Origin of the sequence: Pseudooceanicola sp. LIPI14-2-Ac024 (assembly GCF_042188925.1) — a bacterium.
Lineage (GTDB): Bacteria > Pseudomonadota > Alphaproteobacteria > Rhodobacterales > Rhodobacteraceae > Pseudooceanicola.
In genome coordinates this window covers 761,209-782,626 of sequence record NZ_CP170102.1, presented here as the reverse complement: position 1 = coordinate 782,626, position 21,418 = coordinate 761,209, and the positions used below count along the sequence as shown (strand labels likewise).

The window sequence follows — 21,418 nt, the reverse complement described above, 5'->3', positions numbered from 1 at the left end:
TCAAAGGCGCCCGACAACGGCTTCGATACAGGCGCGCAGGTCGTTGGGGTCGAAGGGTTTCTTGAGGAAGTTGTTCATGCCGAGCTGCTTTCCCTTGTCGATGATCGCCTTGTCGGCCTTGCCGGTGATCAGGATGAACCCGACGCCCTTGGTGCGTGCGCCGGTGCGCAGCGCGTGCAGGAACTGCAGCCCGTCCATGCCCGGCATGTTGAAATCCGAGATCACCAGGTGCACCGGCGCACTCTCGAGCGTCTTGAGTGCGCTCGCCCCGTCCGAGGCCGAGGCCACGTTGCGGATGCCGAAGGCGTCCAGCGCCTGGGTGATCAGGCCACGGCTGGTCGACATGTCGTCCACCACCATGATCCGCAATTGGTCCCGCAAGGCCATGTGTCGCTCCTGATGTTGTCAGCCGCCCGGACCGGCGGCGCGATAGGCGGTCTGGCCCATCGAGAGGTAGAGGTGGGTCGCGTCGTCGGATATGCGCTCGGAATGGCCGACGAAGAGCCATCCGCCCGGCGCCAGGGCCTGGTGAAAGCGCGGCCAGAGGCTCGATTGCGTCGGCTGGTCGAAGTAGATCACGACGTTGCGGCAGAAGATGACGTCAAACTGGCCCTTCATTGGCCAGGGCCGCAGCAGGTTCAGTTCCCGGAACCGGACCAGGCGGGCCACCTGCGGCGCGACGCGGTAGCTGTCGCCGCGCTCCTGCAGGAAATTGCCACGCAGCTCGGGCGGGATGCCGGAGACCTGCTGGCCGGAGTAACAGGCCTCTTCTGCCATGGCGAGGATCTTGGGGTCGATATCGCTGCCCAGGATCAGAACGTCGCGCTGCGCCATGTCGGGCGCGGCCTGCAGCACGGCCATGGCGATCGAGTAGGGCTCCTGCCCGCTGGAGCATCCCGCCGACCAGATGCGAACCCTCCCACCGGCCCGCGCACGGTCGATCAGGGGCGGCAGCACCCGGTCGCGCAGCATGGCGAAATGATGCGACTCGCGAAAGAAGTGCGAGACGTTCGTCGTGAGCGCCGAGATCATGAACCGCCGTTCTGCGACCCCTTCGTCGGAACAGACGTATTTCGAGTATGAATTGAGGTCCTTCAACCCGATCTCCCGCAGGCGCTTGCGCAGGCGCGACTGCACCATCGTGGCCTTCCCCGGCGGCAGTACCAGCCCCGCCTCGACCCGGGCGAGGCGGGAAATGGCGCCGAAGGCCTCCTCGCTCATCGGCCTGAGTTCGGCGGACTGGACGGTGGTCTCGCTCATGCGGCGTCGTCCGTACGGGCCGGTACGACGGCGGTGAGGTCGAGCACGCGGATCATCCGGTCGTCGATCACCGTGAGGGCGCGCACGACCGCCATCTGGGGATCGGTCGCCATGTCGGGCGGCAGCTGCAGGTCATCGGCGGTCATCGCCACGATGTCGGAAACCGCATCGACCAGCAGCCCGGTCAGCACGCCGTTCAGATGCACCACGATGATCACGTTGCGATCGGTCGTCTCCTGCGAGGTCAGGTTGAGGCGCGCGGCGAGGTCCATCACCGGCAGCACCGTGCCGCGCAGGTTGATCACGCCGCGCATGTAGCTGGGGGCGTGCGGCATCGGGGTCGTGCGGGTCCAGCCGCGGATCTCGCGCACCGACATGATGTCGAGGGAGTACTCCTGCTCTGCCACGCGGAAGGTCAGCAGCTCCAGGTCGTTGGTCAATGCTTGTTCTGCCATCTCATGCCTCCTCAGAACGCGGCGCGTTCCACGCTTCGGACCGGCCCGGTGCCGGCGATGATGTCCGCGGGGTCGAGGATCAGGGCGATCTGCCCGTCGCCCAGGATCGTCGCCGCGGCGATGCCGGGCGCGCGGTAGAAACTGTCGTCGAGGCCCTTGATCACCACCTGGCGCTGGTCCTCGATCCCGTCGATCACCAGCGCCGCACGCGTGCCGTCGTCGAGCGAGATCAGCAGCACGATCGAACTGGTGTAATCGGTGCGGACCGCGCGGTAGCCCAGCATGGCACCGAGGTCGTAGAGCGGCACGAACCCGCCGCGTGCGCGGACGACATAGGCGCCGGGGCGCAGCATCTGGACGTCGTCGGGACCGAGCGACAGCGTCTCGACCACCACGTTCAGCGGCAGCACCAGCGTTTCGCCCGCGACATCCACCACCATTCCGTCCAGCACTGCGAGGGTGAGCGGCAGGCTGATGGTGAAGGTGGTGCCCTTTCCCTGCTCGGAAGAGATCGAGATCCGGCCGCCAAGCTGCTGGATCGCTGTCTTGACCACGTCCATCCCGACGCCGCGGCCCGACAGGTTCGACACCTTGCCGGCGGTCGAGAAGCCCGGCAGGAACAGCAGGCCGTCGATCTCGCTGTCCGAAAGCTGCGCGTCGCCGGGGATCAGGCCCTTCTTGACGGCCGTTTCCAGCACCTTCTTGCGGTTGATGCCGCCGCCGTCGTCGGACACCTCGATCACGACCCGGCCGGAGCGGTGTGCGGCGGTCAGTCGGACGTGACCCTCGGGCGACTTGCCAGCCGCCTGCCGTGCGTCGGCTGTTTCCAGGCCGTGATCGACCGCGTTGCGGATCATGTGGGTCAGCGGATCGGCGAGGCGCTCGATCACGGTCTTATCGACCTCGGTCGCCTCGCCCTCGGTGATCAAGCGGACGTCCTTGCCGACCGCGGCCGAGGCTTCGCGCACGATGCGGGACATGCGCTGGAACAGCGACTTGACCGGCTGGGCGCGGATCATCATCACGCTGTCCTGGATGTCACGGGTCAGGCGCTGAAATTCCTCGAGCCCGTTCATGGCGTTGGAATGGGGCGACAATCCCGCGGAATCGAGTGACTGGGCCAACATGGCCTGGTTGATCACCAGTTCGCCCACGAGGTTCACCAATCGCTCGATCCGTTCCAGGTCGACACGGACGACGGACTTGGCGGCGGATCCGCCTCCGGCCGGCTTGGCCCCCTCTGGGTCGGGCTTGGTGGCGGGCGGTTCGGGCGGTGGCATCTTGACGACATTGGCGGGGGCGGCTGGCGCCGCCTCGGCCGGGGGCGGCGGTGCCGCGACCTCGGAGGCAGGTGCCTCGACCGGGGCGATGTCCGGCGCGGCACTCTCGCTCGGCGGTGCCGTGTCTTCGGCGGCGTCGGCGCGGATCTCGAGCGTGCAGAGCCCGTCGACAAATTCAAAGACGGTTCGAATTTCGTCCTCGGTCACGTCGGCGGCAAGGTGCACGGTCCAGGAAAGATAAGGCTTCTCAGGCTGGAGATCGACGAGGCCGGGCAGGTCGCCGTGGTCGCAGGTCACGCGGCCTTCGCCGAGGGCGCAGAGATTGCGCAATAGCATCTGCGGCTCGTTGCCTGTCTCGAACAGCTCGAACTCGGGCTTGAAACGTACGGTCCAGCGGCGCGGGCCGACGTTGGCGGGCGGATCGCCCGCGCCGTCATCCAGCGCCAGGTCGGGCAGATCGAGTGACACGCCGAGCGGCGTGAAATCCTGCGGCGCGACCTCTTCCTCCTCGCTGTCACCCAGCAGGGCGTCGAGGCTTTCCAGCAACGCAGCGCTCGCCTCTTCGGGCAGGGGCTGGTCGTCGCGGCAGGCGCGCACCAGGTCCGACAGGTGGTCGGCGGCCAGGAAGAAGAGCTTCAGCGCCTCGTGATCGGGGTTCAGCTTGTTCGACCGCACCTCGTCCAGCACGGTTTCGTAGCGATGCGCAAAGCGTACGAGTGCCTCGAGCCCGAAGGCGCCGGCGCCGCCCTTGATCGAATGCACGGCGCGGAAGACGACGTTGATAGTCTCGGGGTCCTCGCTGCCTTCGTCGAGCTCGGTCAGCCCGTCCTGCAGCGCCTCAAGCAGTTCCTCGCACTCGATGAAGAAGGACGCCCGGATCTCGGCCATCGGGTCATTGGGATCGCTCATCGTCGCCTCCTATCCCGCCACCATCTGGAGGGCCTTGATCAGCTTGGCGGGATCGAAGGGCTTCACGATCCAGCCGGTGGCCCCGGCGTTTCGCGCGCGCATCTTCAGTTCCGGTGCGCTTTCGGTGGTCAGCACCAGGATGGGCGTCGCGCGATGGTCGTCCTGCGCGCGCACGGCGTCGATGAAGCCGAACCCGTCCATCCGCGGCATGTTGATGTCGGTGATGATGGCGTCGGGTTCCAGCCCCTCGAGCACGTCGAGCCCGTCGAGCCCGTCTTCGGCGACGTGCACGGTGAAGCCGGCGGGCAGGAGGGCCATGCGGATCATGTCGCGCATAGTGCGGCTGTCGTCGACGGCGAGTACGGTCATGCTCATGCGCGGCCCTCCGCCAGGGATTCAGGTGTGAAGCCGAGTGTCGAAAGCTGGTCGAGCACCCGGTCCGAGGCATTGGTGAGCGCAAACCTGTGTCCGGCGCGGCGCGTAGTGCGCGCCGCCGACAGCAGCACCTGCAGGCCCATGGCGCCCATGTGGGTCACGTGGCCCGCGTCGAGGATCATGTCGGCCCCAAGCCGTTTGCGCAGGGACTGGGCCAAGGCTTCGGCCGCCGACAGGTCGAGCCGCGCGGGAAGGACTAGCGTGTCAGACATGGCCACCTGCACGCGGTGGACAGGAAGGGCAGCACATGGCCGGGCTCCGGTTGCAACGAACGATTGCCGGAGGTTCTAGGGGCAGGGTCGTTAAGGGCCGGTTACGCCGGTCGGGGATTCGTGCGGGAAACGGCCAAGCGGCGGTGGCGCAACGAAAAAGGCCGGGCGCGGGGCCCGGCCTCGTGGCGGTGCGGCGCCGGCCTCAGCCCGCCAGTGCCTTGTTCAGGTTCTCGTCCACCTTCTCGAGGAAGCCGGTGGTGGTCAGCCATTTCTGGTCCGGCCCGACGAGCAGCGCGAGGTCCTTGGTCATCTCGCCCAATTCGACGGTGTCGATCACCACATTCTCGAGCGTCGAGGCAAAGCGCATCAGCGGCTCGTTCCCGTCGAGCTTGGCGCGATGCTTCAGCCCGCCGGTCCAGGCAAAGATCGAGGCGACCGAGTTGGTCGAGGTCTGCTTGCCTTCCTGGTGCTGGCGGTAGTGGCGCGTCACCGTGCCATGCGCCGCCTCTGCCTCGACGATCTTGCCATCGGGCGTCATCAGCTGTGAGGTCATCAGCCCGAGCGAGCCGAAGCCCTGCGCCACGGTGTCGGACTGCACGTCACCGTCGTAGTTCTTGCAGGCCCAGACGTAGCCCCCCGACCATTTCAGCGACGAGGCCACCATGTCGTCGATCAGCCGGTGTTCGTACCAGATCTTCTTGGCCTCGAACTTTTCCTTGAACTCGGCCTCGAACACCTCCTGGAAGATGTCCTTGAAACGGCCGTCATAGGCCTTGAGGATCGTGTTCTTGGTCGACAGGTAGAGCGGCCAGCCGAGGTTCAGCGCGTAGTTCATCGAGGCGCGGGCGAAATCGACGATCGACCGGTCGAGGTTGTACATCCCCATGTAGACGCCGGCGTCGGGGGCGTTATAGACCTCCTTCTCGATCACGGTGCCGTCCTCGCCGACGAACTTCATCGTCAGCTTGCCGGCACCGGGAAAGGTAAAGTCGGTGGCCTTGTACTGATCGCCGAAGGCATGGCGGCCGACGACGATCGGCTTGGTCCAGCCCGGCACCAGGCGCGGCACGTTGGAGCAGATGATCGGCTGGCGAAAGATCACGCCGCCCAGGATGTTGCGGATGGTGCCGTTGGGGCTCTTCCACATCTGCTTGAGGCCGAATTCCTCGACCCGTGCCTCGTCCGGGGTGATGGTGGCGCATTTGACGGCGACACCGACTTCCTTGGTCTTCTCGGCGGCGTCCACGGTGATGCGGTCGTCAGTCCGGTCGCGTTCCTGGATGCTCAGGTCATAGTAGAGCAGGTCGAGGTCGAGGTAGGGCAGGATCAGTTTCTGCTTGATGAAGTCCCAGATGATCCGGGTCATCTCGTCCCCGTCCATCTCTACGACGGGATTCTCGACCTTGATTTTCGACATGGGGAAGACCTTTCCGCTGGCTGGACTCGGCTATGACGCCTCCATAGCCGATCCGCCGCTCCGGCGGAAGGGATGTATGCAAATGTATACAAATTGTGACGACAGCGCGCGGACGCTGCTCAATCGCTGGCCTTGCCGACCCGTTCCAGCCGCCGCATCCGCAGGACGAGCGGGAAGGCCACGGCGGTGAAGATCAGCGACCCGAGGTAGAGCGGCATCGGCGAGGCATGGAACGTCTGTGCCACCACAGAGGCCGCGATGCCGCCAAGGATCGTCGAGACGGCGCCGATCACGCTGGCGGCCGTTCCCGCGATATGGCCGAGAGGTTCCATCGACAGGGCGTTGAGGTTCCCGATGGTCAGGCCCATCTGGTAGAAGATCGCGCATTGCCAGACGATGTAGACCCAGAACTCGGTCGCGGGCGGCAGGCCGACGAGGCGCAGCGCCACCATCCCCGCCGACAGCAGCAGAGTCACGGCCAGCGTCACCATCACCATGGCACGCATCCCGTAGGTCATCACGAAACGCGCGTTCACCATCGACGAGGTGCCGCAGAAGATTCCGATGGCGAAGAACCACGCCGGAAAGCTGTCGCCCCGGCCAAAGACCTGGTCGAACACCGGTTGGATCAGGCTGATCGAGGTGAAGAGCGTGGCAAAGATCAGCGTCTGCACGATGATCGAGAGCCGCACCATCGGCAGGCCCCACATCTCGCGCGCGGCGGCCGCCAGCTCGCGGGCGCGGAACGGGCGGCGCGCCTCGGGCGGCAAGGGCTCGGGCAGGCGGATCATCATCCAGAGGGTCGAGATCGTGGCAAAGATCGCGAAGGCCGCGAAGATGCCGCGCCAGCCGGCCAGCGCGATGATCCCCGATCCCATCAGCGGCGCCACGGCGGGGAAGAGCGTGAAGATGATCATCACGAAGGACATCAGGCGCGCCATCTCGCGCCCGGCGAAGAAGTCGCGCACGATCGCCAGCGCCACGATCCGCGGGCCGGCGGCGCCGATGCCCTGGATCAGCCGCGCGGCGATCATCAGTTCAAGGGTCGGGGCGAGGAAGCCCAAGAGCGCGCCGAAGATGTAGAGCACCGCGCCCGCGACGATCACGGGCTTGCGTCCGAAGCGATCCGACAGCGGTCCGGTGAAGAGCGTGCCGAACCCCATCCCGACGATGAAGGCCGAGAGGATCAGCTGGGTGTTGTTGGGATTGTCGGGCGAAAGCTCGGCGCCCATTTCCGGCAGGGCGGGCAGCATCGAGTTGATCGAGAAAGCCACCGTGGCGACGAGCATGGCCAGGAGGGCGACCAGCTCGGCACGGTGAATGGGCAGCTTTTGCGTCACGCGGGCGGATCCTTGTCGTCATCCTCCCGTTTCTGTGAATGCATGTCGTCGATGAGCCGCTGGCGCTTCTCCTCGCGCCGTTGGTGGGCGGCGCTGCCGATCTGCTGGACGGCCAGGGCAAAGATGCCGAGCCCCACGAAGATGAAGATCGTGGTGGCGATCTTGCCCAGAGGGGTGATGGGAACGAGGTTGCCGTAACCGACCGTCGACAGGGTGACGACGGTGAAGAAGTAGGCGTCGAGGTAGCTCCAGCCCTCTGCATGGTGGAAGAACACCGTGCCGCCCAGCACCAGCCCGCCAAGCGGACCGATCACGAACAGCAGCCGCTGCAGCGGCTTCATGCGTCGGCCTCTTCCGACCCCGCGGTGATCTCGTCTATGACCCTGAGCCAGACGTCCTTGTCCTGCGCCCCGGGCACGGCGTGGCGCTGCGCGACGATGAAGGTCGGCACGGCGTTCACGCCCATCTCGCGCGAATGCGCGTCGCGGTCGCGGATCATCTGGGTGTCGGCATCCGACTGCAGGAGCTTCAGCACCACCGCCGCGTCCATGCCGATGCCGTCGGCCAGGTCGGCCAGCACGTCATGTTGTCCGATGTCGCGGCCTTCGACGAAATTGGCCTGGAAGAGTGCATCGACCATCGGGCCCTGGCGCTGTTCGATCCCGGCCCAGTGGATCAGGCGGTGCGCGTCCAGCGTGTTGGGCGTGCGGGTGATCTTGTCGAAATCCGCCTCGATCCCCAGCGATTTCGCATGGTCCGAGATCCGGCCATAGGCGGCGTCGGCCTTGTCGCCGAACTTGCCCCGCAGGTAGTCGCGCCGGTCCATGCCCTCGCGCGGCATGTCGGGGTTCAGCTGGAAGGGATGCCATTCGATGACAAAGGGATGCTCCGGCCGTTCGGCCAGCGCACGGTCAAGCTGGGTCTTGCCGATGTAGCACCACGGGCAGATCGGGTCGGACAGGATATCGAGTTTCACGGCCATATGACCTCCTACGCGCGGACGGCCGCTGGCTCAAGGTGTCTCGGCCCGGCTGGCCTGCCAAAGTGCCGAAAGGGCACGGCGTTTCAGCTTGCCGTTGGGATTGCGCGGCAGCTCGGCCACGTGCAGGAACCCGCGCGGCTGCTTGTAGCGGGCCAGCCGTTCGCCCGCGACTGCGATGAGCTGGGCCTCGTCCAGCGGCGCGGGGCCGGTGTAGAACGCCCAGATCAGCCGGGTGTCCTCTTTCACCTCGACGTCCGTCACGCCGATCTCGGTCACGCCGGGGATCCCGCCAAGCGCCTGTTCGACCTCGAGCGGGGACACCCGGTAGCCGCCCGCGTTCATCATGTCGTCGGCGCGGCCGCTGTAGGTGATCTGGAAATCCTCGTCCATCACGCCGAGATCGCCTGTCAGGAACCATTCGCCGCGCATCCGCGCCCGGGTTTCCTCCTCGGCGCCGAGGTAGCCGAGCATCAGGCCCGGGTCGCGCGTCGACACCGCGATCACGCCGCTTTCGCCGATCGGGACCGGGGTGCCGGTGTCATCGACCAGCGCCACCCGTCGCCCGGCCTGCGGCGCGCCGAGCGTGCCGGGCTTTGCGGGATGGGTCGGGCTGCCCGAGATGAAGGTCGAACATTCGGACATGCCAAAAGCCTCGTAGAGCTCGGTCCCCGCCGCCGCGCGCCAGTCGTCGCGGATCGCGTCCGACACCTTTTCGCCCGCGGTCAGACCGTGCCGCAGCCTGGGCAGGTCAATCCTGTCGTGATCGTTAAGGATCTTGCGGTAAACACCCGGCGCTGCGGCAAAAATCGTCGCCTCGTGCCGCTTCATCAGGAGCGGCAGCGCCTTGGGATCAACGCCCGCCGCCGGGATCAGCGCGGTGGCCCCGACCGACCAGGGATCCATCAGCCCGGTCCCCAGCGTGTAGGTCCAGTTGAACGCGCCCGCGTGCATCAGGCGATCCTCGCGGCCCAGCCCGTACCAGCCATCGTGCATCATCCGCCGCGCCCAGATCGCCCGGTGCGCGTGCATGACGGCGCGGGCGTTGCCCGAGGTGCCCGAGGTGTAGACGATGTAGCCCAGCCGGTCCGGATCGCCGCGGTTGTAGCTGGCCGGCGGCAGGGCCTGCATGGCGCTCAGAGCGGCCTCGTCGATCATCGCGACACCGGGCAGTTTCGGGCAGGCGATGCCTGCGCCGCGGAACACCGCGCGCGGCTTCAGCTCGGCGGCGATCTTGGCGACCTCGCCCTCTGTCAGCTGCGACGAGGTCGGGACCGGCACCAGCCCGGCGGCAATCGCGCCGAGGTAGGCGATCGGGAATTCAACAGTGTTTCCGAGACGGATCAGGACGATGTCGCCGGGCTTGAGGTCGAGGTTGATCAGCCCGGTCGCGGTGCCCAGAACGGCGTCCTTGAGCCGGCCATAGCTCCAGCGCTCGGCACCCGACAGCCCGACCACCGCCAGCGCGATCTTGTCCGGCGCATCGTCGGCGTGGGCCAGCACGTGGGCGGCCATGTTGAAGGGCGCGGGGCAGGGCGGCGGCGGCCCCTGATCGAAAAGCGACTGCATGGCATCTTTGCTATGCCGCGCCGCGTGACGTTGCAAGCGCCAGAGGCTCTGCCTATAGCATCTGCATGGACACGAACGATCCCCGCGCCCTGATCCGCATTTCCCGCGAAGCCGGCGGGGTGGAGACCGGCGAGCCGCTGGACCTGGGCGAGCGGGTGCGCGAGCTGCGCAAGGAACGCGACTGGACGCTGGAGCAGGCGGCGCGCAAGGCCGGGCTGGCGCGCTCCACGCTCAGCAAGATCGAGAATGGCCAGATGTCGCCCACCTACGACGCCCTGCGCAAGCTGGCGACGGGGCTCGGCATCCCGGTGCCGCAGCTTTTCACCCCTCCGCAGAAGGCGCAGGTGATGGGGCGGATGGCGGTGACACCCGACGGCAAGGGCGCGGAACATGCGACCGCGACCTACGAGCACGAGCTTCTTGCCGAAACCCTGACCCGGAAGAAGATGCTGCCCTACCGGGCCCGCATCCGGGCCCGGTCGATGGAGGAGTTCGACGGCTGGGTCCGCCACGACGGAGAGGAATTCCTCTATGTCCTGACGGGGATCATCCGCCTCTACACCGAGTTCTACGAACCGATCGAGATGCGCCGCGGCGATAGCGCATATTATGACGCCTCGATGGGGCACAACGTGGTCTCGGTCTCGCCCGAGGATGCGACGATCCTCTGGGTCACCTCGCTGGGCTAGCCGCGGCCGACCGGCGGTTCGGCCTCGTTGTCGTCGCCGAAGGCCTTGTCGTCGTCATAGACATCTTCGCCCGCGCCGATGTAGCGCCCGCTCGAGGTGATGTTTACGTTGTCGTTCAGCGCATCCATCCGGATGTCCGCCGGGATGCCCCCGGTGCGCCATTCGCTCAGCTCGTCCTCGATGTCCTCGACCGAGCGCTCGGTGACCTCGGCCAGGTAGGCGGCCAGCGCCGCGCGGGTGCCGTCGAGGTCCAGCAGCTCTGCCTCGTCGGCCTCGGGCCAGGTTTCGAGGATCGAGGGCACAAGCACCGACCATTCCCGCTTGATCACCTTCCAGTCCATGGCGTGTCCTTTCCTTGCTTCGGTGAGGACAACGCGGCACGCGCGTTCCGGTTCAGGGACCGGGCGGAAAATGGAGGTCAGTCCTCCATCCACCAGACCTCGGGCAGAAAATAGACCGAATCGCCGTAGATCGGAACGTGATCCGGATGCCTGAGCCGCGCGTCATGGGCGATCCGGCTGACGTCGTAGCTGTAGATCGGGATCACGTAGCGCCCGGCCGTGAGCAACCGGTCGAGCGCGCGGGTGGCGGCCAGGAACTCTTCCTGCGTTGTGGCAGCGATCATCGCGTCGATGGTGGCGTCGATGGCCGGGCTCTTGACGCCCATCAGGTTGCGCGACCCGGTGAGGTCCGCGGCCTCGGATCCCCAGTAGAGCCGCTGTTCGTTGCCGGGCGAGAGCGAGAAGGACCGGCGCAGGAAGGTCATGTCGAAATCGAAATCGCCTTCGCGCAGGTTGAACTGGGCATTGTCCACGGCCGAGATCGTGGCCCGGATCCCCAACCGCTCGAGCGCCTTCACGTAGAGGTCGGCGATCGACTGGTATTCGGTCTGCCCCTGCTTGAGCAGGATGTCGAAGGTGAACGGCACCCCCTCGGGCGTCATCATCACGCCGTTCTCGATGCTGAATCCGGCCTCTTCGAAAAGCTCCATCGCCTTGCGGATATTGGTCCGGTTGCGCGCGGTGCCGTCGCCCACGGGCAGGGCGTAGCCGTCCAGCGCCTCTTCCGGGATCTCGCGCCGGAAGGGTTGCAGCAGGTCGCGTTCAAGCCCCTCGGCGGGACCGGGCAGCATGCCCAGCTCGGAGCCCGAGAAATACGAGCTGATCCGCGGCATCCGGTTGCCGGTCATCGTTTCGTTGATGAATTCGAAGTTGAAGGCATGCAGCAACGCGTCGCGCACCCGGATATCGTCGAACGGCGGACGGCGGGTGTTGAAGACGAAGCCGGTGATCCCCGAGGGTTTGCCATCCTCGATCTCGGTCTGGACCATCCGGCCGGATTGCATGGCCGGGAAATCGTAATCGCGTGCCCATTTCTCGGCGTTGAATTCGCGCAGGTAGGACAGTTCGCCCGCCTTGAACGCCTCGAACATCACGTTGGCGTCGCCGTAGAACTCGATCCGGATCTCGTCGAAATTGGCGATCCCCTGCCGGATTGGCAGGTCGTTGCCCCAGTAATCGGGGTTCCGCTTCAGCACCACGTTGCGCGACGGCTCGTAGCTTTCGATCACGTAGGGAGCGCTGCCGATCGGGGCTTCCTGGATCGTCGCCTCGGCAAAGTCCTTGTCGGCATACTGCGCCTTCTTCAGGATCGGCCGCAGCCCCGCCAGCAGCGCCAGTTCGCGGTCGGCGTCCTTGAAGGTCAGGCGCACGGTGCGTTCGCCGGTCTGCTCGATCCCGTCCACGCGGGTCCAGAACCCGAGGTAGCGGGCATTGCCCTGGGTGCCGAGCGTCTCGAACGACCAGATCACATCATCGACGGTGACCGGGCTGCCGTCCGAGAATGTCGCCTCGGGGCGCAGGGTGAATTCGACCCATGACCGGTCCTCCGGCACCTCCACCGATTCGGCCAGGAGGCCGTAAAGCGTAAAGGGCTCGTCCTGGGAGCGGTACATCAGCAACTCGTGGGTCAGGTATCCCAATTGCCACGGTGCTGTGCCTTTCTGGACGAAGGGGTTCACGCTGTCGAACCCGCCGGTGTTCCCGGTCACCACACGGCCCCCACCGGGGGCTTCGGGGTTGACATAGGGCAGCGCCACAAAATCCGGTGGGAGCGCCGGCTCGCCGTACATAGCTATGCCATGCGTCGAGTTGGCTCGCAGCGGAATCGCGGCGAGGAACGTCAGGAACAGGCCACAAACCGCCCATCTGCAAAAGAAAAAATACGGTCGCATAATCGCAACAATTCCGCTCGGCCCTTGTTTTCTTGCCCGGGTATGTACCCCCGTCATGACGGCTCCGCAAACTTTACGCTTGGACGGCGGCGTGGTTGCGCTTATAAAGGGGGCACTGCTCGATAGGTTTCTTGCCTGTATGAAACCTGCCTCAATAACTGAACGCCGGCCTTGTGCCGGCGTTTTTTTTGTTTTGCGCAACCCATTGCACATGCAGGTGAACCCCCTCTGGAATGCCGCGCCGTAAACGTGCATTTTGCACCTGCAGCACCAACAATCGTTGGCAATAGTCAGGGAGAACTTCATGTCACTCAGCGGCAAGACCGCCATTGTCACCGGATCGAATTCGGGCATCGGACTGGGCGTCGCCCGGGCGCTGGCCGGGCAGGGCGCGAACGTGGTGATCAACTCCTTCACCGATTCGAAGGAAGACCACGGAATCGCCGAAGAAATCTCCAAGGCCTTCGATGTCGAGGCGCGGTACATCCAGGCCGACATGTCCAAAGGCGCCGACTGCCGCAAGCTGATCGAGACGGCGGGCGCCTGCGACATCCTCGTGAACAACGCGGGGATCCAGCATGTCGCCGCCATCGACGAATTCCCGGTCGACAAGTGGGACGCCATCATCGCGATCAACATGAACTCGTCCTTCCACACCACCGCGGCGGCCCTGCCGCTGATGCGGGCGGCGGGCTGGGGCAGGGTAATCAACATCGCCTCGGCCCACGGGCTGACGGCGTCGCCCTACAAGTCGGCCTACGTGACCGCCAAGCACGGCGTCGTCGGCATGACCAAGGTCGTGGCGCTCGAAACGGCGGAGGAGGCGATCACCGCAAACGCGATCTGCCCGGGCTATGTCCACACCCCGCTGGTCGAGGCGCAGATCCCCGACACGATGAAGAAATACAACCTCAGCCGCGAGGATGCGCTGCGCGACGTGATCCTGGAACGCCAGCCCTCCAAGCAGTTCGCCACCGTCGAACAGATCGGCGGCGTGGCTGCGTTCCTGTGTTCCCCGGCCGCGGACCAGATCACCGGCACCACGATCAGCGTGGACGGAGGCTGGACCGCCCTCTGACACCCCGCGCGCCCGGCACGCATTTCCGCCGGGCGCGTCCCAGATTTCCAATCTGAATTTCAAGGAGGCGACCCATGCTCAAGGTTAACCTGGCCCTGCAGGGCGGCGGCGCGCACGGCGCCTTCACCTGGGGGGTGCTCGACCGGCTTCTGGACGACGAAGAGATCGAGGTTGCCGGCATCTCCGGCACGTCGGCGGGGGCCTTGAACGGCGCCGCATTCAAGGCCGGCATGGTGGCAGGTGGACGCGAGGGCGCGCGCGCGGCGCTCGACACCCTCTGGGGCCGGATGGGGGCGGTGAACGACATGCGCCTGCCGGCCTGGATGATCGGCGCGACCTACCTGCCAGGCGACTACACCAAGATGATGGAGATGTCGTTTCCCTACACCTTCGCCGAAACCATGTCGCGCCTGACCTCGCCCTATGCCTACGGGCCGTTCTGGACCAACCCGCTGCGCCCGGTCGTGGACGAGTTCGACTTCGACAAGGTCTGCGGCGAGCCGGGGCCCGACCTCTTCGTCTGTGCGACCAACGTGAGAACGGGCAAGATCCACATCTTCTCGGGCGATCAGATCACCACCGACGCGATCCTCGCCTCGGCCTGCCTGCCGTCGATCTTCCGCGCGGTCGAGATCGAGAACCCGGTCACGGGCGAGATGGAGGCCTACTGGGACGGTGGCTACACCGGGAACCCGGCGCTCTACCCGCTGTTCAGCCCGGGCCTGCCCGACGACATCATTGTCGTGAACCTGAACCCGATGCAGCGCGACGAGGTGCCGAAAAGCCCGCAGGCGATCCAGAACCGGATCAACGAGATCAGCTTCAACACCTCGCTGCTGCGCGAGCTGCGGCTGATCGAATTCGCGCAGCGTCTGGTGATCGAACGCGACATTCCCGAAGGCACGATCAAGGACCTCAAGATCCACATGATCTCGGACAACGATCTGATGAACGAGCTGTCGGTGGCGACCAAGCTGGTGCCGAACCCGTTCCTGCTGCACCGGCTCAAGACCGCAGGGCGCGCGGCGGCGGACCGGTTCCTCGACCAGCACAAGGCCGCCATCGGCAAGGAATCCTCGGTCAGCCTGCCGGATATGTTCGCCTGATCAGCGGGCGGCCTGCGCCGGCACGCCGGGTTTCGACGGGTCCTTGGGGTTCGGATAGACAAGCCCGGCCGAGATCACCAGCTTGGCCGCGTCCTCGATGCTCATATCCAGCTCGATCACGTCCTCCTCGGGGAAATATAGCAGGAACCCCGAGGTCGGGTTGGGCGTCGTCGGCACGAATACGCTCAGCAGTTGCGATCCGGTCTGGGCGCGGTCGTTGATCTCGCCCCGCGCCTCGGTCGAGATGAAGCCGATGGCCCAGATGTCGCGGCGCGGGTACTGGACCAGGCAGGCCTTCTCGAAACTGCGTTCGGTCTGGGCAAAAACCGTCTCGGCGATCTGCTTGACGCCGTTGTAGATAGACCGGACGACCGGCAACTGGTCGACCACGCCTTCGCCGGCGCGCAACAGAGAACGCCCGATCAGCCCCTTGGCGATCCAGCCCACGAAAATCGTGAAGAAAAAGAAGAAGATGACGCCGACGCCGCGCAGGTTGATGCCGATATACTGTTCCGGTCGGAAGGTGTGCGGCACCAGCGGCAGGACGACGCTGTCGACCCAGCCGGCCAGCGACCAGATCAGCCAGATGGTCAGGCTGATCGGCAGGATGACGACGATCCCGGTCAAGAAGCTTGAGCGCAGGCGCGCCAAGAGGGTCGGCTTGCGCAGGGGGTCGTGCAGCGGGTCGTTCATTTGGTCCGGGCTCGTGAAAGGGTCCGGTGAAATCTAGGTAGTCCCGAGGCGTTCGGCAATGCTCCGCCGGTACGCTCCGTGGGTCAACCTGCGCGGCTGGTCGGTTTTCCGGCAAGTTCCGCCGCGATGGCCGCCGCCAGGCGGGCGTTGTTGAGCACCAGCGCGATGTTGGTGACCAGCGACCGGCCTTCGGTCAGCTCGAAGATCCGCGACAGCAGGTAGGGCGTGACGTCCTTGCCGGTGATGCCCTGCGCGGACGCCTCGGCCAGCGCGGCCTCGACGATCGGGCCGATCTCCTCGCGCGGGATCTCGTCGGCGGCGGGCACTGGGTTGGCAACCAGTTGCCCACCCGGCAGGCCAAGCGCGCCGCGCATCCTGTGCGCCGCCGCGATCTCGGCCGCGGTGGTCATCGACAGGGGCGCCTTGAGGCCCGAACTGCGCGACCAGAAGGCGGGGAAGTCCGCCTGGCCATAGGCGATCACCGGCACGCCGTTGGTTTCCAGCACTTCCAGCGTCTTCGGCAGGTCGAGGATCGCCTTGGCGCCGGCTGCCACCACCGTCACCGGGGTCTGCGCCAGCTCCATCAGGTCGGCAGAGATGTCAAAGCTCTCCTCGGCCCCGCGATGCACGCCGCCGATGCCGCCGGTGGCAAAGACCTCGATCCCGGCAAGGTGCGCGGCGATCATGGTCGAGGCGACGGTCGTCGCTCCGGTGCCACCGGTCGCCATGCAGGCGGCGAGGTCGGCGCGCGACAGCTTAGCGACATCCCTGGCCCGGGCCAGCGTTTCGAGCCGTTCCGGTGTCAGGCCGACGTTCAGCGTGCCTTCGATGACTGCCATCGTCGCGGGAACGGCACCGGCATCACGGATCGTCTGTTCGACCTTCTGCGCGGTTTCCAGGTTCTGCGGCCAGGGCATGCCGTGGGTGATGATCGTGCTTTCCAGCGCGACGATTGGGCGTCCGGCGGCGCGGGCTTCCGCAACCTCAGGGGCGGTCTGGATGAAGTCGGTCATAGCGAGGTGTCTCCGGATACGTAGTCGGCGGCGGCGGTCAGCGCGGTTTCCATCGCGGCCTCGGGGGGCGCGCCTTCGGCCTCGGCCGCCATGTGCGCGGCCATGAAGGTGTCGCCCGCGCCGGTCACCCGCGTCACCAGCACCGCGCGGGGCTGGCGACAGATCGTGCCATGGGCCCCGGCATCGGTGGCCATGCCGCCGCCATCGGTCACCACGGCCCGCGCGGCGCCACGTTTCAGCAGGGCCTCGGCCGCGGTGCGGCTGTCGTCAAAGCGTTTTTGGCAGAGCAGCCCGGCCTCTTCGAGGTTCACGTAGAACACAGCGCTCGGGTGGCCGAGGAACACGTGCAGCCGCTCGGCCTTGCCGGGCGAGGCAGGGGCGATGCGCAGGTCGGCGGCGGCAAAGGCCGGATCATTCGCGATCTCGCGCAGCAGGTCGGTGGTCAGGTTGCCGTCCAGCGCGACGCGGCCGCGCCATGGTGCCTCGGCCGAGCCGAGCGTTCCGTCGCGCAGCGGCGTCAGGATGCGCGCGCCGGCGGCTTCCAGCGAATGCGCGTCGGCGATGGCGGCGATCAGGCCATTGCCGCCCTCGACCGCCATGTAGCGGTCGGTCGGCAGGTCAGGCGAGCGATAGACGTGATCCATCCCCATTCCCATCCGGGCGCAGGAACGTATCAGCTCCTCACCCTCGGGGTCGCGCCCCACGGCGGTCAGCAGGATCGGGTTCAGTCCGAAACGCTGTGCCGCCATGGCGATGTTCATCGCGACACCGCCGGGCAGGCGGGTGATGCGACCGGGCACGTCCGATCCACGCTCCATGTGGCTGGCAGAGCGGCCGATGATGTCCCAGAGGACGGCACCGATGCACAGGATATCCGGGCGGGTGGTCATCCGCCCCTCATGCCGCGCACCGCGATCCGTGGCAAGCGGAACCGGCGCTCAGACCGGGCGGCCCTCGGCCGCGGCGTCCTGCACCGCGCCGCTGAGCACGTCGAGGAAGGCGCGGAGCCGCGTGGTGACCGACCGCGCCGAGGGAAAGACGACGAAGAGGTCCTTGGCCGGGCCCTGCCAGTCGGGCAGCACCTCGACCAGGTGGCCGGCCTCGATCTCGGGGCGGGCAAGGATGGTGGGGATCTTGGCCACGCCACCGCCCTCGAGGGCCGCGTCGCGGGCCGTCAGCATGGAGCCGAAGGAGAGGACGGGCGTGATCCGCAGCACCTCTTCCTCTTCGCCGCGCTGGAACACCCATTGGCGGATCCAGTGCTGCGGCACGTCGATCACCGGCATCCGCATCAGGTCGCGGGGATGGTGGACGGTGTCGAGGCCGGGCAGGTCCGGGGCGGCCACGGTGGTCATCGAGCCGGTGACCAGCCGCCGCGCGACCAGGTTCGATTCCGGCAGCGGGCCAAAGATGATGATCGCGTCCAGTTCGTCCTCGATCAGGTCGCCGGGCTGCCGCGAGGTGACGAATTCGGCAGTGATCTCGGGGTATCGCGCGCGGAACCGCGCGGCGAGGCGGCCCATGGTGATCTGTTCGAAGAGGTCCGGCACCCCGATCCGCAGGTGTCCGCGCGGCGCCTGGCCCGCATCGGTCAGGCGGCGGCGCAGGTCGGCGGCATCGGCCAGCAGGCGTTCGGCGCGGCTGGCCAGCACCTCGCCCTCGGTCGTGACCCGCATCGACCGTGTCGTGCGTTCCACCAGCCGCACCCCCAGCGAGGCCTCGAGGTCGGTGACCCGCTTGGCCACCGTCGACCGCGGCGCGCCAAGATCGCGGGCGGCGGCCGAGAAGCTGCCGGAGCGCACCACCGAGTGGAAAACCCTGAGGGCGGTGAGGTCCAGGTCATTGTCCATGATCATGCCATCTGATGTCACATCCGCGTCAATTGCACATACTCTTGTCCGGGTGCATCTGTCCCTGCAACACGTGTTTCAAACCTCCGGGATATTTCATGTCAGATACTGCCACGCCGGCGCAACCGGTGCCGGATTCGCCGCCATTGGGCGTGACGCTCGCCATTCTCGGCATCTCGTCCCTGACCGTCATGGCGAACGCCACCATCGCCCCGGCGCTTCCCGGTCTGCGCGACTATTTCGCCGACACCCCGGGGATCGAAACTCTGGCGGGCCTCGTCGTGACGCTGCCCTCGCTCTTCGTCGTGCTGACGGCGGGGCTGTTCGGCGTGATGGCCGACCGTTACGACAAGCGGCCGCTGGTGATGCTGTCGATGGCGCTCTACGCGCTTGGCGGGGCCTCGGGGCTGATTGCGGACAGCATGGGTTCGATGCTGGCGGGGCGCGTGGCGCTCGGCCTCGGGGTGTCGGGCACGATGACCATGGCGCAGGCCTATGTCGGCACGCTCTGGCACGGTGCGGCGCGGGACAGGTTCGCGGGCTACCAGGTGGCGGCGATGAACTTCGGCGGCATCATCTTCATGACGGCGGGCGGGTTCCTGGCCAGCGTCTACTGGCGGCTGCCTTTCGCGATCTATAGCGTCTCGATCCCGCTGATGATCTTTGGCTGGATCATGCTGGGCCGGGTGCAGGGCAAGGTCGAGGCCACGCCGCGGGCCGCAGACGGCAGCGTGCCGGACGAGAAGTTCCCCTGGAGCGCCTTCTTCTTCGTCGGCCCCTTTGCGATGATCTTGATGATCACCTTCTACGCCCTGCCGACGCGGCTGCCGTTCCTGCTGGACGAACGCGGCATCGCCGGACCGATGGCGACGGGCCTGATCCTCTCGACGGCCACGCTGGTGTCGATCCCCGGCGCGCTGAGCTACGGCCGGATCCGGCGCTACGTGTCCGCCCATGCGGTGGTTGCGGTCGGTTTTGCACTGATGTCGGTGGGCATCGCTGTGGTGGCGCTGGCACCGAACATCCCGATGACGGTGCTGGGCGTGGCCATCGCCGGCGCGCCGCTCGGCGTGATGTTCCCGAACTTCATCGCTCTGTTCTTCGTGCTGGTGCCCGCGCCGATGCGCGGTCGGGCGTCGGGGCTGCTGACCACCGCCATCTTCGGCGGGCAGTTCATCTCGCCCCTGGTGTCGGGCCCGCTGGTCCATGCCTTCGGGCTGAGCGGCGGGCTGCTCGCGGTCGCGGTTCTGCCCGCGCTGGCGGCGGTGGCGGCCGGGGTGTCGAGCGTGCGTGCGTCACAGCGCAGGGCCCCGGTCTAGGGGGCGGATTTTCGCCTTTCCACTCCCGACCATCCATGCAATAGGGAAGCGCCAAACGAGCTATCCATGGAGATGTGCAATGGAGATTCGTGAGGCCCTCACATTCGACGACGTCCTTCTGGTGCCTGCGGCATCCTCTGTGCTGCCGAGCACGGCCGACACAAGGACTCGCGTGACGAAGTCGATTTCCCTCAACATCCCGTTGCTCAGCTCGGCCATGGACACCGTGACCGAAAGCGCGATGGCGATCTGCATGGCCCAGGCGGGCGGCATGGGCGTCATCCACCGCAACCTCGACATCCAGGCCCAGGCCGACGAGGTCCGCCGCGTCAAGCGGTTCGAGAGCGGGATCGTCTACAAGCCGGTCACCCTGCGCCCTGACCAGACGCTGGCTGATGCCAACGCCCTGCGCGAACAGTTCAAGGTGACCGGGTTCCCGGTGGTCGACGAACGGGGCCGGGTCGTCGGGATCGTCACCAACCGCGACATGCGGTTCGCCAGCGACGACCGCACCCCGGTCCACGCGATGATGACCTCCAAGGACCTGGCGGTCCTGAACGAACCCGCCGACCGGGACGAGGCGATTTCGCTGATGAAGGCGCGCCGGATCGAGAAACTGCTGGTCACCGACAAGGACGGGCGGCTCACCGGCCTTCTGACGCTGAAGGACACCGAGCAGGCCGTCCTCAACCCGACCGCCTGCAAGGACAACCTGGGCCGCCTGCGGGTCGCCGCCGCGACCACCGTTGGCGATGCCGGCTATGAACGCAGCGCGGCGCTGGTCGACGCGGGCGTCGACATGATCGTCATCGACACGGCACACGGCCATTCCGAGGGCGTGGCGCGGGCGGTCGAGCGGGCCAAGACCCTGTCGAACGAGGTGCAGGTCATCGCGGGCAACGTCGCCACGGCCGAGGCCACCCGCGCTCTGATCGGGGCCGGGGCGGATGCGGTCAAGGTCGGCATCGGGCCGGGGTCGATCTGCACGACGCGGATGGTCGCCGGTGTCGGCGTGCCGCAGCTGACCGCGATCATGGATTGCGCCCGCGCCGCAGGCGACGTTCCGGTGATCGCGGATGGCGGCATCAAGTTCTCGGGCGACTTCGCCAAGGCGATCGCGGCGGGTGCATCGGTCGCCATGGTCGGCTCGATGATCGCGGGCACCGACGAGAGCCCGGGCGAGGTGATCCTTTACCAGGGTCGGTCGTTCAAGTCGTATCGCGGCATGGGCTCGCTCGGCGCGATGGCGCGCGGCTCGGCCGACCGCTACTTCCAGAAGGACGCGGCCAGCGACAAGCTGGTGCCGGAAGGGATCGAGGGGCAGGTGCCCTACAAGGGCTCGGCCAACGCGGTGATCCACCAGCTCGTCGGCGGCCTGCGTGCGGCCATGGGCTACACCGGCTGCGCCACGATCGACCAGATGCGGTCGAACTGCGAATTCGTGCGGATCACCAACGCGGGCCTGAGCGAGAGCCACGTGCACGACGTGCAGATCACGCGGGAGTTGCCGAACTACCGGATCGGCTGATCTATCCACCCCGTCTGGGTTCCGGCCGATCGCACCCTGTGGTGCGGTCGGCC

Annotated in this window: 22 protein-coding genes; 5 read left to right on the top strand and 17 right to left on the bottom strand. The window is 66.7% G+C overall.

Features of this window, described 5'->3' with window-relative positions:
• The 11 genes from ACE2AC_RS03840 to ACE2AC_RS03790 all read right to left on the bottom strand — a co-directional run bounded on the left by ACE2AC_RS03840 (position 1) and on the right by ACE2AC_RS03790 (position 9,856).
• Positions 1–387 (bottom strand): response regulator, encoded by a 387-nt coding sequence (locus tag ACE2AC_RS03840; RefSeq protein ID WP_375690803.1) that lies wholly within the window; start codon positions 385–387, stop codon positions 1–3.
• Positions 388–405: 18 nt separating this feature from the next.
• A complete protein-coding gene (locus tag ACE2AC_RS03835; protein ID WP_375690802.1) occupies positions 406–1,260 on the bottom strand; it encodes a CheR family methyltransferase in 855 nt (284 codons plus the stop codon).
• Complete coding sequence (locus ACE2AC_RS03830) at positions 1,257–1,715, bottom strand: chemotaxis protein CheW (RefSeq protein ID WP_375690801.1); 459 nt, start codon at positions 1,713–1,715, stop codon at positions 1,257–1,259. The genes ACE2AC_RS03835 and ACE2AC_RS03830 overlap by 4 nt, the downstream gene beginning before the upstream one ends.
• 11 nt (positions 1,716–1,726) lie before the next feature.
• Positions 1,727–3,904 (bottom strand): chemotaxis protein CheA, encoded by a 2,178-nt coding sequence (locus ACE2AC_RS03825; RefSeq protein WP_375690800.1) that lies wholly within the window; start codon positions 3,902–3,904, stop codon positions 1,727–1,729.
• A gap of 9 nt (positions 3,905–3,913) precedes the next feature.
• Positions 3,914–4,279, bottom strand: coding sequence for a response regulator (locus ACE2AC_RS03820; RefSeq protein WP_375690799.1), 366 nt, complete (start codon positions 4,277–4,279; stop codon positions 3,914–3,916).
• The gene (locus ACE2AC_RS03815; protein WP_375690798.1) at positions 4,276–4,551 is read right to left on the bottom strand and encodes an STAS domain-containing protein; all 276 of its coding nucleotides are present in this window, start codon (positions 4,549–4,551) and stop codon (positions 4,276–4,278) included. The genes ACE2AC_RS03820 and ACE2AC_RS03815 overlap by 4 nt, the downstream gene beginning before the upstream one ends.
• Before the next feature lie 202 nt (positions 4,552–4,753).
• Complete coding sequence (locus tag ACE2AC_RS03810; protein WP_375690797.1) at positions 4,754–5,968, bottom strand: NADP-dependent isocitrate dehydrogenase; 1,215 nt, start codon at positions 5,966–5,968, stop codon at positions 4,754–4,756.
• A gap of 119 nt (positions 5,969–6,087) precedes the next feature.
• Positions 6,088–7,308: a multidrug effflux MFS transporter gene (locus ACE2AC_RS03805; RefSeq protein WP_375690796.1), complete on the bottom strand. Its 1,221-nt coding sequence runs from the start codon at positions 7,306–7,308 to the stop codon at positions 6,088–6,090.
• Positions 7,305–7,649, bottom strand: coding sequence for a potassium channel family protein (locus ACE2AC_RS03800; protein ID WP_375690795.1), 345 nt, complete (start codon positions 7,647–7,649; stop codon positions 7,305–7,307). Before ACE2AC_RS03800 ends, ACE2AC_RS03805 begins: the two co-directional genes overlap by 4 nt.
• Positions 7,646–8,290 carry a DsbA family oxidoreductase gene (locus ACE2AC_RS03795; RefSeq protein ID WP_375690794.1) on the bottom strand — a complete coding sequence of 215 codons (645 nt, stop codon included), beginning with the start codon at positions 8,288–8,290 and terminating at the stop codon, positions 7,646–7,648. Before ACE2AC_RS03795 ends, ACE2AC_RS03800 begins: the two co-directional genes overlap by 4 nt.
• A gap of 30 nt (positions 8,291–8,320) precedes the next feature.
• Positions 8,321–9,856: a class I adenylate-forming enzyme family protein gene (locus tag ACE2AC_RS03790; protein WP_375690793.1), complete on the bottom strand. Its 1,536-nt coding sequence runs from the start codon at positions 9,854–9,856 to the stop codon at positions 8,321–8,323.
• Between the two features lie 65 nt (positions 9,857–9,921).
• On the opposite strand from ACE2AC_RS03790, the gene ACE2AC_RS03785 reads away from it, so the two are divergent.
• On the top strand, positions 9,922–10,545 hold the full coding sequence (locus ACE2AC_RS03785) for a helix-turn-helix domain-containing protein (RefSeq protein WP_375690792.1): 624 nt from the start codon (positions 9,922–9,924) through the stop codon (positions 10,543–10,545).
• Here the strand turns inward: ACE2AC_RS03785 and ACE2AC_RS03780 are convergent.
• Together ACE2AC_RS03780 and ACE2AC_RS03775 are read right to left on the bottom strand one after the other, a co-directional pair.
• Positions 10,542–10,886, bottom strand: a complete 345-nt coding sequence (locus tag ACE2AC_RS03780) for a hypothetical protein (RefSeq protein ID WP_375690791.1) — start codon at positions 10,884–10,886, stop codon at positions 10,542–10,544. The two genes, ACE2AC_RS03785 and ACE2AC_RS03780, sit on opposite strands and share 4 nt — an antisense overlap.
• Positions 10,887–10,963: 77 nt before the next feature.
• Entirely contained in the window at positions 10,964–12,778 is a 1,815-nt protein-coding gene (locus tag ACE2AC_RS03775) for an extracellular solute-binding protein (RefSeq protein ID WP_375690790.1), read from the bottom strand.
• Positions 12,779–13,082: 304 nt separating this feature from the next.
• Here ACE2AC_RS03775 and ACE2AC_RS03770 point away from each other — a divergent pair, with 304 nt between their 5' ends.
• Both ACE2AC_RS03770 and ACE2AC_RS03765 read left to right on the top strand, forming a co-directional pair.
• The gene (locus tag ACE2AC_RS03770) at positions 13,083–13,856 is read left to right on the top strand and encodes a 3-hydroxybutyrate dehydrogenase (RefSeq protein ID WP_375690789.1); all 774 of its coding nucleotides are present in this window, start codon (positions 13,083–13,085) and stop codon (positions 13,854–13,856) included.
• A 74-nt stretch (positions 13,857–13,930) separates the two neighbouring features.
• On the top strand, positions 13,931–14,962 hold the full coding sequence (locus ACE2AC_RS03765; RefSeq protein WP_375690788.1) for a patatin-like phospholipase family protein: 1,032 nt from the start codon (positions 13,931–13,933) through the stop codon (positions 14,960–14,962).
• Here the strand turns inward: ACE2AC_RS03765 and ACE2AC_RS03760 are convergent, their stop codons facing one another.
• The 4 genes from ACE2AC_RS03760 to ACE2AC_RS03745 form a co-directional block, all read right to left on the bottom strand.
• The gene (locus ACE2AC_RS03760; protein ID WP_375690787.1) at positions 14,963–15,655 is read right to left on the bottom strand and encodes a DUF502 domain-containing protein; all 693 of its coding nucleotides are present in this window, start codon (positions 15,653–15,655) and stop codon (positions 14,963–14,965) included. It abuts the gene before it with no gap.
• Between the two features lie 83 nt (positions 15,656–15,738).
• Positions 15,739–16,668 (bottom strand): pseudouridine-5'-phosphate glycosidase, encoded by a 930-nt coding sequence (locus ACE2AC_RS03755; protein WP_375690786.1) that lies wholly within the window; start codon positions 16,666–16,668, stop codon positions 15,739–15,741.
• Positions 16,665–17,558: a PfkB family carbohydrate kinase gene (locus ACE2AC_RS03750; RefSeq protein ID WP_375690785.1), complete on the bottom strand. Its 894-nt coding sequence runs from the start codon at positions 17,556–17,558 to the stop codon at positions 16,665–16,667. The genes ACE2AC_RS03755 and ACE2AC_RS03750 overlap by 4 nt, the downstream gene beginning before the upstream one ends.
• A 48-nt stretch (positions 17,559–17,606) precedes the next feature.
• Positions 17,607–18,518, bottom strand: a complete 912-nt coding sequence (locus ACE2AC_RS03745; RefSeq protein WP_375690784.1) for a LysR family transcriptional regulator — start codon at positions 18,516–18,518, stop codon at positions 17,607–17,609.
• A 98-nt stretch (positions 18,519–18,616) separates the two neighbouring features.
• On the opposite strand from ACE2AC_RS03745, the gene ACE2AC_RS03740 reads away from it, so the two are divergent.
• Both ACE2AC_RS03740 and guaB read left to right on the top strand, forming a co-directional pair.
• A complete protein-coding gene (locus ACE2AC_RS03740) occupies positions 18,617–19,837 on the top strand; it encodes an MFS transporter (protein ID WP_375690783.1) in 1,221 nt (406 codons plus the stop codon).
• A gap of 79 nt (positions 19,838–19,916) precedes the next feature.
• Positions 19,917–21,365, top strand: coding sequence for an IMP dehydrogenase (gene guaB / locus ACE2AC_RS03735; RefSeq protein ID WP_375690782.1), 1,449 nt, complete (start codon positions 19,917–19,919; stop codon positions 21,363–21,365).
• Positions 21,366–21,418: the final 53 nt, after the last annotated feature.

Bases quoted from the DNA above. Each gene is read 5' to 3' on its own strand.
- ACE2AC_RS03820 (WP_375690799.1), bottom strand. From the start codon at position 4,279: ATGAGCATGACCGTACTCGCCGTCGACGACAGCCGCACTATGCGCGAC.
- ACE2AC_RS03810 (WP_375690797.1), bottom strand. From the start codon at position 5,968: ATGTCGAAAATCAAGGTCGAGAATCCCGTCGTAGAGATGGACGGGGAC.
- ACE2AC_RS03745 (WP_375690784.1), bottom strand. From the start codon at position 18,518: ATGGACAATGACCTGGACCTCACCGCCCTCAGGGTTTTCCACTCGGTG.
- ACE2AC_RS03785 (WP_375690792.1), top strand. From the start codon at position 9,922: ATGGACACGAACGATCCCCGCGCCCTGATCCGCATTTCCCGCGAAGCC.
- ACE2AC_RS03765 (WP_375690788.1), top strand. From the start codon at position 13,931: ATGCTCAAGGTTAACCTGGCCCTGCAGGGCGGCGGCGCGCACGGCGCC.
- ACE2AC_RS03830 (WP_375690801.1), bottom strand. From the start codon at position 1,715: ATGGCAGAACAAGCATTGACCAACGACCTGGAGCTGCTGACCTTCCGC.
- guaB (WP_375690782.1), top strand. From the start codon at position 19,917: ATGGAGATTCGTGAGGCCCTCACATTCGACGACGTCCTTCTGGTGCCT.
- ACE2AC_RS03835 (WP_375690802.1), bottom strand. From the start codon at position 1,260: ATGAGCGAGACCACCGTCCAGTCCGCCGAACTCAGGCCGATGAGCGAG.
- ACE2AC_RS03790 (WP_375690793.1), bottom strand. From the start codon at position 9,856: ATGCAGTCGCTTTTCGATCAGGGGCCGCCGCCGCCCTGCCCCGCGCCC.
- ACE2AC_RS03760 (WP_375690787.1), bottom strand. From the start codon at position 15,655: ATGAACGACCCGCTGCACGACCCCCTGCGCAAGCCGACCCTCTTGGCG.
- ACE2AC_RS03795 (WP_375690794.1), bottom strand. From the start codon at position 8,290: ATGGCCGTGAAACTCGATATCCTGTCCGACCCGATCTGCCCGTGGTGC.
- ACE2AC_RS03800 (WP_375690795.1), bottom strand. From the start codon at position 7,649: ATGAAGCCGCTGCAGCGGCTGCTGTTCGTGATCGGTCCGCTTGGCGGG.
- ACE2AC_RS03750 (WP_375690785.1), bottom strand. From the start codon at position 17,558: ATGACCACCCGCCCGGATATCCTGTGCATCGGTGCCGTCCTCTGGGAC.
- ACE2AC_RS03840 (WP_375690803.1), bottom strand. From the start codon at position 387: ATGGCCTTGCGGGACCAATTGCGGATCATGGTGGTGGACGACATGTCG.
- ACE2AC_RS03775 (WP_375690790.1), bottom strand. From the start codon at position 12,778: ATGCGACCGTATTTTTTCTTTTGCAGATGGGCGGTTTGTGGCCTGTTC.
- ACE2AC_RS03740 (WP_375690783.1), top strand. From the start codon at position 18,617: ATGTCAGATACTGCCACGCCGGCGCAACCGGTGCCGGATTCGCCGCCA.
- ACE2AC_RS03815 (WP_375690798.1), bottom strand. From the start codon at position 4,551: ATGTCTGACACGCTAGTCCTTCCCGCGCGGCTCGACCTGTCGGCGGCC.
- ACE2AC_RS03755 (WP_375690786.1), bottom strand. From the start codon at position 16,668: ATGACCGACTTCATCCAGACCGCCCCTGAGGTTGCGGAAGCCCGCGCC.
- ACE2AC_RS03770 (WP_375690789.1), top strand. From the start codon at position 13,083: ATGTCACTCAGCGGCAAGACCGCCATTGTCACCGGATCGAATTCGGGC.
- ACE2AC_RS03825 (WP_375690800.1), bottom strand. From the start codon at position 3,904: ATGAGCGATCCCAATGACCCGATGGCCGAGATCCGGGCGTCCTTCTTC.
- ACE2AC_RS03780 (WP_375690791.1), bottom strand. From the start codon at position 10,886: ATGGACTGGAAGGTGATCAAGCGGGAATGGTCGGTGCTTGTGCCCTCG.